Here is a 15,767-nt window from a genome sequence, read left to right as displayed (position 1 = left end):
TGACATGGCTGACCGCTACATAGAAGTCTCGCTGGTCAAACGCGGAATCACCTGCACGGCGAAACTGCTCGACGACCGTGCTCCCCTCACCTGTGCGGCGGTGTGGGACGCCCTCCCGCTGGGCGGTGACGTCTACCACGCGAAATACGCGCGCAACGAGATCTACGCCCTCTTCCCTCCGTTCGCGACATCCGAACCACCCCTGGAAAACCCGACAGTCACCCCCATTCCCGGAGATCTCTGCTATTTCTCCTTCGCCGGCACGGAACTCGGCACGAAGGCCTACGGCTACGACCGCGAGGTCCGCGCCGGCACCACGGTCGTCGACCTCGCCCTGTTCTACGAACGCAACAACCTCCTGTTGAACGCCGACGTCGGCTGGGTCCCCGGCATCGTCTGGGGCCAGGTCGTCGAGGGCCTCGCGGCGATGGCGGAGGGCTGCAACGACCTGTGGCGGTCGGGGGCGGCGGGGGAGACGCTCAGCTTCCGCCGGACATGAGCGCGTGCGCCGCGCGCAGCACCAGGTCGTCGCGGTGCCGCGCGGCCACCAGTTGGAGGCCGACCGGCAGGCCGTCCCCGTCGCTGCCGACCGGGACGGTCGCCGCCGGCTGCTGGGTCAGGTTGAAGGGGTACGTGAACGGCGTCCAGCCCGTCCAGCGCCGGTGCCCCGAGCCCTTCGGGACCTCGGCACCCGCCTCGAACGCGGTGATCGGGAGGGTCGGGGTGACGAGCAGGTCGTAGGAGCCGTGGAAGCGGCCCATGCGGCGGCCGAGTTCCATGCGGACGTCGACGGCGGCCAGGTAGTCGAGGGCGGACAGGCGGGCGCCCGCCGCCCGGATCTCCCGCAGGCCCGGGTCGAGCGACTTCCGTTGTTCCGGCGAGAGTCGCTGGGTCACCCGGGCCGCCCCGGAGAACCACAGGGTGTGGAAGGCGTCCACCGGGTCGGTGAAGTCGGGGTCCGCCTCGGTGACGTACGCGCCGAGTTCCGCCAGCCGTTCCACCCCGCGGCGCACCCCGGCGGCCACCGCAGGCTGGACCGCCACCTGCCCGCCCAGGGACGGCGAGTACGCGACCCGCAGCCCCCGCACCCCGCCCGCCAGCGCCGCCGAGAACGACCCGGGCGGCGGGCCCAGCGCCGACCAGTCGCGACTGTCCGGCACCCCGATCACGTCGAGCAGCAGCGCCGCGTCCGCCGCGTCCCGGGTCATCGGGCCGACGTGCGCCAGCGTGCCGAAGGCGCTCGCCGGATACAGCGGGACACGGCCGTACGTCGGCTTCAGCGCGAAGATCCCGCAGAACGCGGCCGGGATACGGACGCTGCCGCCGCCGTCCGTGCCGAGCGCGAGTGGGCCCGCGCCGAGGGCGACGGCGGCCGCCGCGCCCCCGCTGGAGCCGCCGGCGGTGCGGGACGGGTCGTGCGGGTTGCGGGTCACGCCGGTCAGCGGCGAGTCCGTCACGCCCTTCCAGCCGAACTCGGGGGTCGTGGTCTTGCCGAGGAACACGGCGCCGTGCTCGCGCAGCCGGGCGACGGAGGGCGCGTCCTCGTCCCAACTCCCTTGCTCCGAGACGGTTTTCGAGCCCTTGAGGGTGGGCGCCCCGCGCAGCAGGATGATGTCCTTGACGGTCGTGGGGACCCCGTCGACCAGCCCCTTCGGCTCACCCCGCCGCCACCGCTCGGTCGACTCCCGGGCCTGCGCGAGCGCCTCGTCCGCCAGCAGCCGTACGAAGGCGTTCACCTCCGGCTGGATCCGCTCGGCCCGTTCCAGCGCGGCCCGCGTCGCCTCCTCGGGACTGAACTCGCCCTTGCGGTACCCCTCGACGAGACGTGCGGCGGTCAGCTCGGTGAGGTCGAGGTCCGACATCTGCATCTGCCCTTCATGGCTCGGCGGTTCAGCGTCCGGGTACATACCCCCGTTGCTTGTCGACCACGTTCAGCAGCGGCCGCCCGGCCGCCCAGCGCTCGTACAACTCCACGAACTGGGCGCCGAGTTCATCGCGCCAGCCGACCGTGTCGCCGCTCATGTGCGGGGACACGATCAGGCCGGGGACCCGCCACAGCGGGCTGTAGGGGGTGAGGGGTTCGTGCTCGAAGACGTCCAGGGCGGCGCCCGCGATCCACCGCTTGGCGAGGGCGTCCGCGAGGTCCTGCTCGACGACCAGGCCGCCGCGCCCGATGTTGATGAAACGGGCCGAGGGCTGCATCACGTCGAAGCGGCGGGCGTCGAACATGCCCCGCGTCTGCTCGGTGAGCGGGGCCGCGGCGATCACCCAGTCGGCGCGGGAGATCAGCCGGTCCAGGTCGTCGGGGCCGTGGACGCCGGTGCGCGGGGTGCGCCCGACCAGCGCCGTGTTGATGTCCAGCGCCTTCAGCGTGCGGGCGATCGTCCGGCCGATCGGCCCGGAACCGACCACGCACGCGCGTGTGCCCGCCACCCGCTGGCTCTCCCGGTGCCGCCAGGTCCGCTCCCGCTGCAGCTCCAGCGTCCTCGGCAGGTCCTTGGCCATGGCGAGGACGAGGGCGGCGACGTACTCGGCGATCGGCTGGTCGAAGACGCCGCGCGCGTTGGTCACCACCGTGTCGGAGGCGGCGAGTTCCGGACACATCAGATGGTCCACGCCCGCGCTCGCCGTGTGCACCCAGCGCGGCCGCGGCCCCTCACCCGGCCACGCGGACGGCACGGCCCGGGACGCGAAGTCCCAGACCAGCAGCACGTCCGCGGACGGCAGCCGCTCGGCGAGGCCCGCCTCGTCGGTGTGCTCGACACGGGCGCGACCGGTGAGGCGCCCGAGGCGGGGGAGAGGTTCGGCGTCCAGGACGAGGACCGTGGGGATGGTCATGCAGAGGGACTCGTTTCCGGTGCGGGGTGGCCGTCTGACATGCGAGGTTTGACCACGCTCGCACCCGAACCTACCTTCGTCAACACGGGCGTACGTACGGTCCGTTGCTCACCCCTTTCGCACAGTGAGGGCGGTGCCCGTCATGGACGTGTCCTTTCTCGGTGGCCCCCGGCCGCAGCGCGGTGTCGGAGTCGTCGCCCCGTTCGACTTCGCCCTGGACCGTGAGCTGTGGCGCTGGGTCCCCGACGACGTCTCGCTGCACCTGACGCGCACGCCGTACGTGCCGGTCGAGGTCAGTCTCGACCTCGCCCGGCTGGTCAGCGAGCACGAGACCCTGGACGACGCGGTACGCACCCTGACCGCGATCTCGCCCGAGGTCGTCGCCTACGCCTGCACCTCCGGCAGCTTCGTCGGCGGGATCGCCGGGGAGCGGGCGATGTGCGCGGCGATGACCCGGGCCGGCGCGCTTCCCTCGGTCACCACCTCGGGGGCTCTCCTCGAGGCACTGGCGGCGCTCGGCGCACGCCGGGTGGCGCTGGTGACGCCGTACACCGTGTCCGTCACCCGCGCCCTGGAGGCGTACGTCGCCGAGGCGGGTGTCCAGGTCACCGGGTGCGCCTACATGGGCCTGACCAGGCACATCTGGAAGGTGCCGTACCGCGAGGTGGTCGCCATGGCGCACAAGGCGGTGCGGCGCGCCGCCGACGCGCTGTTCATCAGCTGCACCAACCTGCCGACCTACGACGTCATCCCGCAACTGGAGGCCGAACTGCGCATCCCGGTGATCTCGGCCAACCAGGTGACGATGTGGGCTGCGCTGGCGCGGCTGGGTACCCGAGCGGTGGGACCGTACCAGGCGCTGATCGATCCGGCGGCGCGCTCGGGTCCCGTGGTGCCACAGCTCCCGGACGGTGAACAGCAGGAAGGCAGGCCATGACCGCACTCGGATTCCTCTACCCGGGGCACTCCGCCGAGGACGACTACGCGCGCATCGAGCAACTGCTCGGCAGCGACATCCGCCTCGACGTCGTTCACACCGACATCGGTACGGACGCCCACCGGGTGGACGCCCTGCGGGAGATGGGCTCGGCCGAGCGGCTCGCGGCGGGCGTCGACGAACTGCGCATGGGCGGCGCCGAGTCCGTCGTCTGGGCGTGCACCAGCGGCAGCTTCGTGTACGGCTGGGACGGCGCCCACGAACAGGTGCGCACCCTCGCCGTCACGGCCGGCCTGCCCGCCTCCTCCACGTCCTTCGCCTTCGTGCACGCGGCCCAGGAGCTCGGCGTGCGGCGGGTGGCGGTCGGCGCGACCTACCCCGAGGACGTGGCCGGGCTCTTCGCGGACTTCCTCGGCGCGGGCGGCCTGGAGGTGACGTCCGTCCGCGGCGCCGGGATCGTCACGGCCGCGGAGGTCGGCACCTGGGGCGAGGCGGAGGTCTTCCTGCTGGCCCGCGACGCCGACCGGCCCGACGCCGAGGCCCTCCTCCTGCCGGACACGGCCCTGCACACGGCGGCCCACATCCCGGCCCTGGAGAAGGAACTGGGCAAGCCGGTCCTCACCGCCAACCAGGTCACGGTGTGGGAGGGCCTGCGGCTCGCGGAGCGACGGGTGAACGCGCCGAGCATGGGAGCACTGTTCACCCGGGAGCCGATCGTGCAGGTGTGAGGGGGCGCGACGACGCTCATGCCGGGGCCGGCGCGTCGCGGTACCAGCTCGCCGACTCGGCGAATGCGGCAGGGAAGCCCGGGCCGGGTGGCAGACCGAGGTCACGCCAGAGCGGGACGCCGTCGAACCAGTGGTCGGTGCGCACCATGTCCAGCGCGTGCGAGGCCCGGGGGTCCGCCGCGAGAAGGTCCCGCGCCCGGGGCAGCGAGAGGACGCGTTCGGGCCAGGGCAGCGAGGCGCAGGCGGCCACCGCGCGCAGCAGCGCGTCCGCGGTGACCGGCGCGGGATGGGTCGCGTGGTAGACGGTGGCCGTCAGGTCGGCCGCGGGCGCGAGACCCGCGCCGACCACGAGCCGGGCCAGGTCGTGCACGGAGACGACCGACAGCCGGGCGGTCCAGCCCTCGACGCTGCCGGGCAGCGCACGCAGCAGCCGCACCAGCCCCGGGACCATCCACACGTCCCCCGGCCCGTGGACCAGATGGGGCCGCAGGACGATCCCGCCCGCCTCGAGGACGGCGTCCTCAGCCGCGGCCCGGCTCGCCGAGGTGGGCGAGCCGGGGCTGCGGACCAGGTCCGCGGGGTGCGCGCTCCGGAAGACGCCCCGGCCGTAGACGGACGCCGTGCTCACGTACACGATGCGGGACACCCCCGCGCGACGGGCCTCGGCGACCAGGTGCCGGGTCCCCCGGGCGTTGACCGACTCGTTGGGGCCCGGCGCCGAACCGATGTACGACGCGCAGTGCAGCACGACGTCCACGCCTTCGCACACGCCGCGCAGCGACTGGGGGTCGGCGAGGTCCGCGGACCGGAGGCGGTGACCGGGTCCGGCGTCCGGGACCGGTCGGCGGTGCGACAGCAGGGTGAGTTCCACCCCCTGGCGCGCGGCCTCGAGGACCGCGTGGCCGCCGACGAAGCCCGCGGCTCCGGTGATCAGAACGCTGCGCACGTGAGGGTCTCCGTCCTTGGGAGGTGGGGTCGGGTCATGCGGCCGGACGGCGCAGCGCCAGGTCGGCGGTGAAGACCTGTTCGCCCTGCTGGACGCCGCGCACCTCGACCCGGACGTGCCCGGGGGTGTCGGAGGCGAGCGGCCGGGCCTGTATCCGGCAGGGGGCGTCGAGCTCGCAGTAGCGCGTGAACTCGCTGTCCATACCGAGGAGAAGGGCCCGGGGCTGCCGGGTGGCGGCACGGGCCGCCTGCCGGGCGGCCTCCATCAGCATCATGCCGGGAACGTGGTCCACCGGGTGGTCGAAGAAGACCGGGTGGCCGGTGTCGACCCGCAGCTCCCAGCGGGCCTCGCCGGGTGTCTGCGGAGCGGCGAGCACGACGTGCCGCGGGTCCGTGTGGCCCACCGTGGCCGGGTCGGTCGGCGTCGGTAGGGCGCGACCCGTCGTGGTGGGACGGTCGGCGCGCAGCCGCCGGTGGGCCGCGGGGCTGGTGCAGCTGAAGCTCGCGCCGCCTCTCGCCACGGTGACGCCGGCCCGCCGGACCGAGACCTCGTAGCGCATGCCCGCCACGGTCCGGCCGCGGCGGACGATGTCGCTGCACACCGTGTGCAGTTCGACCTCGGTCGGGGCGGAGTCGGCGTCGAACGCCGAGGCCGTGGCCTCGAAGGACATGTCCCACATCAGGAACTGGTGGCCGAAGGGGACCCCGTACTCGGCGTGGGCGAGCAGGCTTCCGATCTGTCGGATCGACTCGACCAGGAGTAACGGGTCCTGGTGGCCGTCCGACGGAGCGAACAGCGCGTGGCTGCGCGGCCACTGGGCGTGGACCACGAAGCGGTTGGCGAGCTCCGCCGACCCGCCTGGTTCGGCCTTCCAGTCGGTGAGGAACACCTCCGCCACGGAGGCGCGGTGGACGTATTCCCGAGGGACGGTGGTCGTCAGAAGCGGGCCGGTGACGGTGCTGAGCATCCGCGGGCTCTCCTGTCTGGGTGCGGACAGGGGTCGACTGGGATGCGTGTCCCGACCCCCCGTCGTCGATGGAATGCGTGCATCGTCAACATACAGACAGGTCGGCCTGGTTTCAAAGTAAGGCCGGGTTAAATAAGTGAGCACCTGTTTGTTTAACGCGGTGGTTACGTTCGCTTTGCGCATCGTTGGATCGCCGGGAGGGGCGGCCGGCTTGCGGAGTGGAGGTGGAATGACCGCATTTGATGGCTTAACTTCCGAATGGTCTGCCGTGCGGGCTGTCCGCTAAAGTCGCGTTGACAAACAGACAGACCTGCCTGGTACCGTCGCCTGAGGTGAACGCTCAACAGTTCGACTTGGCGTTCCTGCGGGAGGAGAGCGGGATGAATCGGCAGGTCATGGATGCGTCCCGACCGGTTGTCGGGGCGGTCGACCGGATGCCGGAAGCCGGCCAGGGGCTGCGGGTTCTCGTCGTCGAGAGCGACGGCCCCGCCGCGGCGGAACTGGTACAGGAGCTGTGCCGGCACGGCCACCTGGCGACCAGCGTCGCGACTGCCGCCGAGGCCCTGCAGGTGCACCACGGTGTCGACCTGGTCCTGCTCGACCTCGACCTGCCCGATCTCGACGGGCTGGAGGTGTGCCGCCGGATGCGGGCGGACGGTGGTGTCCCGATCATCACCGTGACCTCGCGCGGAGCGGAGCTCGACCGGGTGCTCGGCCTGCAGGCCGGATCCGACGACTACGTCGTCAAGCCCTACGGACTGAGAGAGCTGCTGGCCCGGATGGAGGCGGTGATGCGCCGGGCCCGCCCGTACAGACCGGCCCCCGTCATCACGCACGGGCCGCTCAGGATCGACGCGGGAACCCGTGAACTGCGGCTGGAGGGACGACGGGTGGAACTCACGCCGAAGGAGTTCGACCTGCTGTTCCTGCTGGCCTCGCAGCCCGGCGCCACCGTCTCCCGCCGACAGCTGCTGAGCCAGGTGTGGGACGACGAGTGGTCCCACCGGGGCCGCACCATAGACACGCACGTCAGCAGCCTGCGCAACAAGCTCGGATCGAGTCGCTGGATCGTGACGGTGCGCGGGGTCGGTTTCCGGCTCGGACATGTGTGACGCGAAGGCCGTCCCGGCAGGTGAACCGTTCGCAGGACGGAATACAATGCAAGCAAGTCTGTATGTTTCCGAGCCTGGAATGCGAGGGCCCCGCGATGGCGCGACAGGAGCGAGGGATCAGGTCGAGACGCTCGATCCTGGAGGCCGCGGCGGACGTGTTCGGCGAGCGGGGCTACGACGCGGCGAGCACGAACGACATCCTCGCCAGAGCCGGTCTCACCCGGGGGGCGCTCTACCACCACTTCCCCTCGAAGGAGGCGATCGCGACCGCGCTGGTGGAGGCGCAGAGCGAGGCCCTCGTGGTGCCCGACCACCCGGTGCGGCTGCAGGCCGTCATCGACCTGACCCTGACCTTCTCGCGCAGGCTGCAGACGGATGCCGTGCTGCGGGCGAGCGTGCGCCTCGCCGTCGAGCAGTCGTCCTTCGCGGCCTCGGCCCAGAGGCCCTACAACCAGTCCGTCGCGGTGATCGAGGATCTTCTGGGCCAGGCCGAGAAGCAGGGGGAGCTGCTGCCGGGGACGGATCTGCCGGAGGTGGCCGCGACCGTCGTCGGTGCGTTCACCGGCCTGCAGGTGATGTCCCAGGCCTACAGCAACCGGCGGGACCTGCCCGCCCGGGTCTCCGCGCTGTGGCGACTGGTGCTTCCGGGGCTCGCCGTGCCGGGCCTGCTGCCCCGTCTGCGTACAAGCGCACCGGTCGAGCCGGTCGAGGCGGTCGAGCCGGTCGAAGGGGCCCCGTCCTAGCGTCGGCCGGCTGCGAACAGCGCTTACTGGACGAGGAGTTCCGGCGCCTGGGTCTGTCCGGCCCTGCGTCCGAGCTCCTCGACCAGCCAGGCGATGCGCTCCTCGTCGCGCCGGTAGTGGGTCCACTTGCCCACGCGCGTGGAGCGCACGAGGCCCGCCCGTTCCAGCGCGGCCATGTAGGCGGAGACGGTGGACTGCGCGAGTCCGGTCTTGGCCTGGATGTGGCTGACACAGACGCCGACCTTGCGCGGGTCGGTGACTGCGGGTTCGACCGGGAAGTGCTCCTCCGGTTCACGCAGCCACTGGAGGACTTGGAGCCGCACGGGGTTGGCGAGCGCCTTGAGACATTCGAGCAGGGGCGCGAGGTCGCCTGTCGTGGGCGGCGTGTCGTGTGTGGTCATGGCCCTTCCGGTGCTGACGCGGAGCCGACTGTTGATATATCGAGGATAATCGATACGTTACGCATATGTAAGCGGCAGACCGTTTCCGCAGGTCAGGCGTGGTCCGTCGAGCTGTGCCGGCGGGTCGAGGTGGCCCGGAACCGCCTCCCCTCGCCCCGGCTTCGCTTGACATGACGCATCGACGTTCTGCGATACTTCGATATGTAAGCGTCCCGCACGGCACGGTCCCGGACCGCATGCCACTGCAACGAAGGGTTTTCACATGCCTATCGGGCTCATCGCCCTGGCGCTGGGGGGCTTCGGTATCGGCCTCACGGAGTTCGGGATCGTAGGACTGCTGCCCGAGGTGGCAGACGACTTCGGCGTCTCCGAATCGGTCGCCGGGTACCTGGTCTCCGTCTACGCGCTGAGCGTCGCCGTCGGCGCCCTGGCGCTCACCGCGGCCATCTCTCGCTTCGACCGCAAGAAGGTCCTGGTCGGCCTGATGACGCTGTTCATCGCCGGCAACCTGATCTCCGCGATCGCGCCCAGCTACGGACTGCTGATGACCGGCCGGGTCGTCGCGGCCCTGTGCCATGGAGCCTTCTTCAGCGTCGGCGCGGTCGTCGCCTCGGACATGGTCGCCGAGAACAAGAAGGGCGGCGCCATCGCGCTCATGTTCGGCGGGCTGACGGCCGCCAACGTCCTCGGTGTGCCGCTGGGCACCTTCCTCGGCCAGCAGCTGGGCTGGCGCTCCACCTTCTGGGCCATCACGGTCATCGGCGTCGTCGCGCTGATCGGCATCCAGATCCTGGTCCCGCGGACCGCGGCGGCAGCGCGGACCGACCTGCGCGCCGAACTCGCCGTCTTCCGCCGGGGGCAGGTCTGGGTCTCCATCCTGCTCAGCATCCTCGCCTTCGGTGGTGTCATCGGCGGCTACACGTACATCGCCTTCACCCTCACTCACGTCAGCGGCTTCGCCACCGGTACGGTGCCCTGGCTGCTGGTGCTGTTCGGCGCCGGCACGTTCATCGGCAACTTCGTCGGCGGCAAGGCGGCGGACAAGTCCCTCAACGCCGCCCTCACCGGCATCATGGCCGTCCTCGCCGTGGTCATGGGCGTCTTCGCCCTCACCGCCGAGAACAAGGTCGCGACCCTGATCTCGCTGCTGCTGATGGGTACCATCGGGCTCTCCTCCGCGCCGGGCCTGCAGGTGCGGACCATGAAGTACGCCGACGACGCGCCCACCATGGCCTCAGGAGCCAACATCGCGGCCTTCAACATCGGCAACGCGCTCGGCGCCTGGCTCGGCGGGCTGGCCCTCGCCGCCGGATACGGGTTCGTCTCCCCGCTGTGGGTCGGCGCGGGGCTCGCCCTCGCCGGACTGGTCGTCGTGGCGGCGGGTTCCATGGGCGGCCGCTCCCGGGTCTCCGGCACCGCTGCCGCGGATTCCGCACCTCGGGCGGAAACGGTCGAGGCGGCCACGCGATAAAGGTGTCGCCGACGTCTCGAAAAGTACAGGGAAAATAGCTCGACGAAAGCAACGGCCAGGAATCACTGATTCCTGGCCGTTGCTTTCGCGTTTCGCCTCATGTGCTGAACATGCGTCGCTGACCAGCGATGTTGACGCTCTTCTGACATTTCCTTGCGGGAGCCTGAGGACCCCTGAAAAACCCTGTATTGGCATGTGTTGAATCGGGTACGACCGGGCGGAAAGAATCTATTCCGTACTTGGGAACGTGAATTCCCCGCGCCCAAAGGCGAGCGCGACGTTACCGCCACAGAAACCCGAGAGGCGATGCCCGTGTCCCGCTCTCTTTCCGATGTCCTTTCCCCGGCCCGCCCCGCTCTCGTCGCGGACGTCCTCAGCACCGAGGACCGCATACGCGTGGCCGGGTTCTTCCCCGGCCTGGGCAGCCGCGCCTTCTACCGGAGCCTCGGCCGGCTACTGATCGACTCCGGCGTCCCCGAGGTCACCCGTGTCTACCGGGACGCGGCCCGCGCCCTCGGTATCCCCGGCCGCCCCGACCTGCTGCTCATGGACCCCGAGACCCTGCCGGCGGGCATCATGGAGCGGCAGGGCTTCATCGGAGCGGCGCTGCTGGTGCACAGCCTGGCCCTCGACGCCTACCTGCGCGAGAGGATCGCGAAGAACGGCACACCGGTCGGCTTCGTCGCCTACACCGGCGAAAGCTTCGGCATCCTGACCGCCGCCGTGGCCAGCGGCTCCCTCTCCGTCCACGACGGTGTGCGGATCGCCCAGGCGTTCACCCCGCTGATGCTCCAGACGGCCGGCGCACAGAGCACCGACGAGGCGTTCGCCCGGACCATCGCCGCCTACCTGGACGAGTCCGCCCGGCACACCCGCCTGGTCCCGGAGCCGCACCACGTGCTCGCGGTGAAGGCCGACAGCCCCGAGGACCTCGCGGCGGTCCTGGAGCAGGCGTGCGCGGAGTTCCCGCTCACGGACGTCGAACTGCACAAGACCTACGCCCCGACCCAGGCGAACCTCTACGTGCGCTCCGGTGCCAGGCCCGCCTTCGACCGGTTCCTCACCGCGTTCCCGCACGTCACCGCCTGGGAGTTGAAGGAACCGACCGTGTTCCTCGCCCACTCCGCGCGCATGCGCCCGGCCCGCGAGGCACTGGAACGGTTCCTCACCGCCCATGGCATCCGCTTCGGCGAGCCCCGCGTCCCGGTGGTGTCCAACCACGACATGTCCCTGCTGACCACCGCCGATGCCGTCCGCCAGGGCGTACTGGCCATGACGGACCAGGTCATGGCCTCCCGGGACACCTGCGAGACCCTCGGCGGCCTCGACGTGGACATCGTCCTGGAACTGGGCCTGGGCGGGAAGTCCGTCCAACTGCTGCGGGACAACGACCTCGCCGCCCCCGTCCTGGCCTACACCGGGAGCCACGCCGACACCGCCGGTTTCCTGCGCGCCGTCAACCTGGTGGGCACCCTGCTGTCCCGCCTGGAGACGCTGTACACCACCGGCGAGCAGCTCACGGGGGAGGACCACCACCTCCTGCGGGAGCTGTTCCGCCTCGCCGCGCGCAGCGACTTCTGCGACGCCTACTTCTCCCGCACCCTGGGGCGCGTCATCACCGCGGAGATGCTGCGCCCCGACCGGGAGGGCTCGGCCACCTTCTACCGGTTCCTGGAGATCTTCCAGCACACCCGCGACCACCGTGAGCACATCGCCGTCGACCAGGGCGAACTGGTCACCCGGGCACGGCTGAAGAAGCGGATCACCACCGGTGACTCCGCGCTGCTGGGCAAGGCCTACGTGGAACTGCGCGTGCTGGACCCGGCGGGGACCAGCCGGGTCCAGACGGTCCACACCGGCCGCCCGGAGGTGGTCGTCTTCCACTTCGGCGCACCGCACGACCTCGACGAGCGGGTCCTCGCGGCCCGGACCCGGCTGCTGCTGGAGACCCAGCCGACCGCGTACGAGATCCGCGACCAGCTGCTCGACGCCCTCCTCGACGACGGCATCCCGCCGACCGGTCAGCGCATCGTCCACCAGTACCTGCTGTTCCACCTCCTCGCCCAGCACCGGCCCGCTCTCCTCGCACAGAGCGACCACTACCTGGAAGGCGGGGACGTCCCGGGCTGGCTCGCCGCCCTGGCCGTGTCCGGCGCCCTCTCGCTGAGCGACGCGGTCACCCTGAGCGGGCCCCACGCCGGGGCGGAAGCCGTGGAGCGGATCCTGAACGGCCTGACCGAGGCCCGGATTCCACTGGTGTCACCCGAGGGGGTGCCCGCCCAGTCCCGGAAGGACCTCGCGGACGCCACCCGTGCCGTGCTGTGCGACGGCGCCCTCGACAGCCCGCCGCGCCGGGTCCACCTGGGCGGCAACTGCCAGATCGTCGCCCTCGGTTCACGGCTGGCGGCGGCCGACGTCGACGCGGGGCCGTACGCCGTGCGTGTCCTGTCCGTGCTGCGGCCGGCCGAGATATGGAAGAAGGGGCCCAACCCCGCCCTTGACGCCTTCGAGTACGACTGCGTGCTCGCGCTGACCGAGGAGAACGAGCGCGTCCTGGCCAACGCGCGCAGTCGCCGGGTCCTCTCCAGCACGGTCCAGGCCTACATCAACAGTGACGAGTCGGTGGTCAGCTTCGGCCAGGGCGGCAGTGAGTCCATGACGATCTTCGTCCGCAAAGACGGCGAGGAGCACGTCACGGTGCGGAAGATCCTCAGTGAGGCCCTGACGACCGCCCGCTGGAACCCGGAGGGCGACGGCGTGATGCTGCCGCCGTTCGCGAAGGCCCGCAAGCAGGCCGAGTACCTGCGGGCACTGCCCGAACCGGTGCGCGCCTACTTCCCCGAGGTGCACACCGTCCTGGAACGGGAGGTCCCTGTCCCGGCCCGCCTGCGCCGCGAGGACCGCACGGTCGACCGGGAGGTCATCTACGAGATGAGCTACGTCGCCGGGGCGGAGGTCAGCCGGTACGTCGAGAAGCACACGCCGCCGCCCGCCGTGGTCGCCCGGCTCTACGAGCAGATCATCCGCGTCCTGAACGAGGACGTGCACAGCGTGGGCCGGGTGCCGGCGCCGGGTGCGACGTTGGACGTCTCCTACTTCCGGAAGATCGAGGACCGGCTGGACCTGTGCCGCCGCACGGCACCGGGCACCTTCAACGCGCACCTCCTCGACACCGAGCGGATCGTCGTCGACGGCGTCTCCTATCTCAACGCCCCCGCCCTGCTGAAGCGGTTCCGCGGGAATCCCGGGTACGCCGAGATCCTCGAACCGGCCTTCCACTCCCTCGTCATGGGCGACACCAACACCGAGAACATCAAGATCACGGACATCGGGCCGCTGGTCCGCGCCCAGTCGCTCGTCGAGTCGGGGGCGCCGCAGGCCGAAGTCGACGCGGCGCTGGCGGCCATCACCCCCGCCTCGCTCGGGATCAGGTTCCTCGACCCGCGGGCCATCGGCTTCAAGAGCGAGGGCGAGGACACCCGCGACGACCCCATGTACGACAACAAGCCCTGGCACAACTCCCTCGGCCACTACGACGAGATCCACTTCGAGCAGTTCACCCTGGACGTCGACACCGGCGAGGGCCGGACGCCGCGCGTCGACATCGCCTTCCTCGCGGGCAACCCGTACCAGAAGGCCTACCGGGTGCGGGACGTGGTCGCGGCCGGTGGCAGCGTCGATCCCGGGGCACCGCGGGGCATGGAGGACTGGTTCGCGCCCGTCATGACGGCGGCCCTCGGCCTCGACGACCCCGACTCGCCCTATCTGCGCGACGACCCGTACTGGCTGGTCCGGTTCGTGTTCATGATGGGGCAGCACTTCACGGCCATGCCGCCCTTCCACTTCCAGAAGGAACTGGACGGCACCCTCGTCGACACCTACCAGACCCAGCGCCGCCCGGTCGCCATCTACTGCGAGGGCGTCAAGTGGCTCAACTGGGCCCTGCAGATGCTGGAAGGCGACCGTACCGAGTTCCTCGGCCTTGCCGTCCCCCCGCTGCCGACGTGGCCCTCCGACGTCCGCACGGACGACTCCCGCACCCCCGACTCCCGTACCAGGAGCCTCGTATGACCACTGCCTCCTACCCCGTCCCGGTCCACGGCCTGCACCACCTCTCCAACGAGACCCGTGTGATCGCCACGCCGTGGAGCCGCATGGTCCGCGGCATCGGGCTCGGCCAGTACCCCGTGGCCTTCGACCCCGAGGCCGCCCGCCGGATCCGGCACACGTTCGCGCTGCTGGAGGCCAAAGGTGTCGACGACGCCTACACCCGCTTCTCCCGGCTGCTGGCCGACTTCGTCCTGGACGTCACCGATCCCGGCCGCCCCCTCGTCCGCGCCGGCCTCGAGCGGGACCTGCGCCCGGTCCTGGCCGCCGTCCGCGCCGAGCAGAACCCCTACTTCCGGGTGATGGCGGGCTGCATCCTGATGGACGCGGTCGCCAAGCTTGGCCTGGACCGGACCCTGCTGGTGAACGCCAGGACGGACTTCCCGGCGGAGATCCTCGCCGCCGTCGACACGATCGAGCCCGACCGGATCAAGGACGAGAACGCCGGCCGCCACGGCCACTACGAGAAGCTGTCCGCCTGCTCCGCGGTCTTCCTCGCGATGGGCCAACTCGGCCTGAAGGACCGGCTGGTGACCGGGCGGCGCAACCGGGTCCGGGAAGCGCTGCACCTGCTGGAGACAATCCCGGCGCCGTTCTTCCGCGGGCGAGGCGGCTCCATGCTGCTGTCGGTTCTCTCGCTGCTCGGCTTCGAGCGGTTCACGGCCGGCGAGGGCCGGGACTTCGTCAAGGAGGTCCTGTCCTACCTGGACCGCGCGGACGAGCTGAACCTGCCCCCGGCGTTCCCGCAGCCCATGTCGGACGCGTTCGTCCGGATCTACCCGCTGCTGACGATGCTCAACGCCGTCGCCCTGAGCGGCCGGGCGGAGGAGTACCTGAACCACGGCCGGGACCGGCTCGCCGAGGCCAGGGACCTCTTCCGGCGTATCACGCCCGTCGAGCGCACCCACATGGGCCTCTACTACCTCGTCGCCCTGCACAACCTGGGCCGGCTGGCCGACCAGGTGCCGGACCTGGACGCCTTCGTCGAGGACGTCGTGGGGCAGTGGGAGTACATCGATCCGGGAGCGGACTACTTCCTCAGCGGGATCGCGTACTCCTACATCGTGCAGACCGCCATGCTCACCGGCCGCATGGACCTCGTCGGTGACCGGACCCTGGAGCGGATGGTGGACGGCTTCCCCGGCCTCGACCGAACGGACGACAACCGGATCAACCGCCCCTACCCCTTCGCCTACGCGCTGAACGTGCTGGGCGAAGTCGGCGCCGCGCACCTGCTGTTCGAGCCCAGGGACGCCTACGCCGGGCAGACGCCCGTCGCCTGGGTCGTCGACCGGCTCTCCGCGGGCGGCCGCCAGGAGCACCGGCTGTACATGCTGAACCACGCCCTGGTCAGCTACGCCCTCCGCCAGCGCGGGCCTGGGCCCGGCGAGACACCCCTGTTCCGCGACCACGTGTTCGGAGCCCGCCCCCGGGACAGGAGCCCGGGCAAGGCCCGGGAATAAAGCGGAGGGGATCTCCTGTTAGCGGGCAGGGACAGCACATGGACGAATCAGGAG

General features: G+C 71.0%; 13 protein-coding genes. 8 read left to right on the top strand and 5 right to left on the bottom strand.

Annotated elements, in window-relative coordinates:
• Nucleotides 1-4: 4 nt before the first annotated feature.
• A complete protein-coding gene (locus ACIRVK_RS07210; protein WP_404244422.1) occupies nt 5-499 on the top strand; it encodes a DUF3830 family protein in 495 nt (164 codons plus the stop codon).
• Here the strand turns inward: ACIRVK_RS07210 and ACIRVK_RS07205 are convergent.
• Nucleotides 480-1,862, bottom strand: coding sequence for an amidase (locus tag ACIRVK_RS07205; protein ID WP_404244575.1), 1,383 nt, complete (start codon nt 1,860-1,862; stop codon nt 480-482). The two genes, ACIRVK_RS07210 and ACIRVK_RS07205, sit on opposite strands and share 20 nt — an antisense overlap.
• 28 nt (nt 1,863-1,890) lie before the next feature.
• Nucleotides 1,891-2,838, bottom strand: coding sequence for a D-2-hydroxyacid dehydrogenase (locus tag ACIRVK_RS07200; protein ID WP_404244421.1), 948 nt, complete (start codon nt 2,836-2,838; stop codon nt 1,891-1,893).
• A gap of 142 nt (nt 2,839-2,980) precedes the next feature.
• On the opposite strand from ACIRVK_RS07200, the gene ACIRVK_RS07195 reads away from it, so the two are divergent.
• Entirely contained in the window at nt 2,981-3,775 is a 795-nt protein-coding gene (locus ACIRVK_RS07195; protein WP_404244574.1) for an aspartate/glutamate racemase family protein, read from the top strand.
• The gene (locus ACIRVK_RS07190; RefSeq protein WP_404244420.1) at nt 3,772-4,503 is read left to right on the top strand and encodes a decarboxylase; all 732 of its coding nucleotides are present in this window, start codon (nt 3,772-3,774) and stop codon (nt 4,501-4,503) included. Before ACIRVK_RS07195 ends, ACIRVK_RS07190 begins: the two co-directional genes overlap by 4 nt.
• A gap of 16 nt (nt 4,504-4,519) precedes the next feature.
• Here the strand turns inward: ACIRVK_RS07190 and ACIRVK_RS07185 are convergent, their stop codons facing one another.
• Both ACIRVK_RS07185 and ACIRVK_RS07180 read right to left on the bottom strand, forming a co-directional pair.
• Nucleotides 4,520-5,449: an NAD-dependent epimerase/dehydratase family protein gene (locus tag ACIRVK_RS07185; RefSeq protein ID WP_404244419.1), complete on the bottom strand. Its 930-nt coding sequence runs from the start codon at nt 5,447-5,449 to the stop codon at nt 4,520-4,522.
• A 34-nt stretch (nt 5,450-5,483) separates the two neighbouring features.
• Nucleotides 5,484-6,416, bottom strand: coding sequence for a ScbA/BarX family gamma-butyrolactone biosynthesis protein (locus tag ACIRVK_RS07180; protein WP_404244418.1), 933 nt, complete (start codon nt 6,414-6,416; stop codon nt 5,484-5,486).
• A 395-nt stretch (nt 6,417-6,811) separates the two neighbouring features.
• Between ACIRVK_RS07180 and ACIRVK_RS07175 the strand changes: the two genes are divergently transcribed.
• Both ACIRVK_RS07175 and ACIRVK_RS07170 read left to right on the top strand, forming a co-directional pair.
• The gene (locus ACIRVK_RS07175) at nt 6,812-7,528 is read left to right on the top strand and encodes a response regulator transcription factor (RefSeq protein WP_404244573.1); all 717 of its coding nucleotides are present in this window, start codon (nt 6,812-6,814) and stop codon (nt 7,526-7,528) included.
• Between the two features lie 95 nt (nt 7,529-7,623).
• Complete coding sequence (locus tag ACIRVK_RS07170) at nt 7,624-8,271, top strand: ScbR family autoregulator-binding transcription factor (RefSeq protein WP_404244417.1); 648 nt, start codon at nt 7,624-7,626, stop codon at nt 8,269-8,271.
• Between the two features lie 23 nt (nt 8,272-8,294).
• Here the strand turns inward: ACIRVK_RS07170 and ACIRVK_RS07165 are convergent, their stop codons facing one another.
• Complete coding sequence (locus ACIRVK_RS07165) at nt 8,295-8,672, bottom strand: ArsR/SmtB family transcription factor (RefSeq protein ID WP_404244416.1); 378 nt, start codon at nt 8,670-8,672, stop codon at nt 8,295-8,297.
• Between the two features lie 262 nt (nt 8,673-8,934).
• On the opposite strand from ACIRVK_RS07165, the gene ACIRVK_RS07160 reads away from it, so the two are divergent.
• The 3 genes from ACIRVK_RS07160 to ACIRVK_RS07150 all read left to right on the top strand — a co-directional run bounded on the left by ACIRVK_RS07160 (nt 8,935) and on the right by ACIRVK_RS07150 (nt 15,713).
• Entirely contained in the window at nt 8,935-10,143 is a 1,209-nt protein-coding gene (locus ACIRVK_RS07160; RefSeq protein ID WP_404244415.1) for an MFS transporter, read from the top strand.
• Between the two features lie 312 nt (nt 10,144-10,455).
• Entirely contained in the window at nt 10,456-14,214 is a 3,759-nt protein-coding gene (locus ACIRVK_RS07155; RefSeq protein WP_404244414.1) for an ACP S-malonyltransferase, read from the top strand.
• On the top strand, nt 14,211-15,713 hold the full coding sequence (locus ACIRVK_RS07150) for a hypothetical protein (protein ID WP_404244413.1): 1,503 nt from the start codon (nt 14,211-14,213) through the stop codon (nt 15,711-15,713). The genes ACIRVK_RS07155 and ACIRVK_RS07150 overlap by 4 nt, the downstream gene beginning before the upstream one ends.
• Nucleotides 15,714-15,767 lie beyond the last annotated feature (54 nt).

Source organism: Streptomyces sp. NPDC101152 (genome assembly GCF_044768275.1).
Classification (GTDB): Bacteria; Actinomycetota; Actinomycetes; order Streptomycetales; family Streptomycetaceae; genus Streptomyces.
Note: the sequence above shows the minus strand (reverse complement) of the source record. Positions and strands in the feature narration are given on the sequence as shown.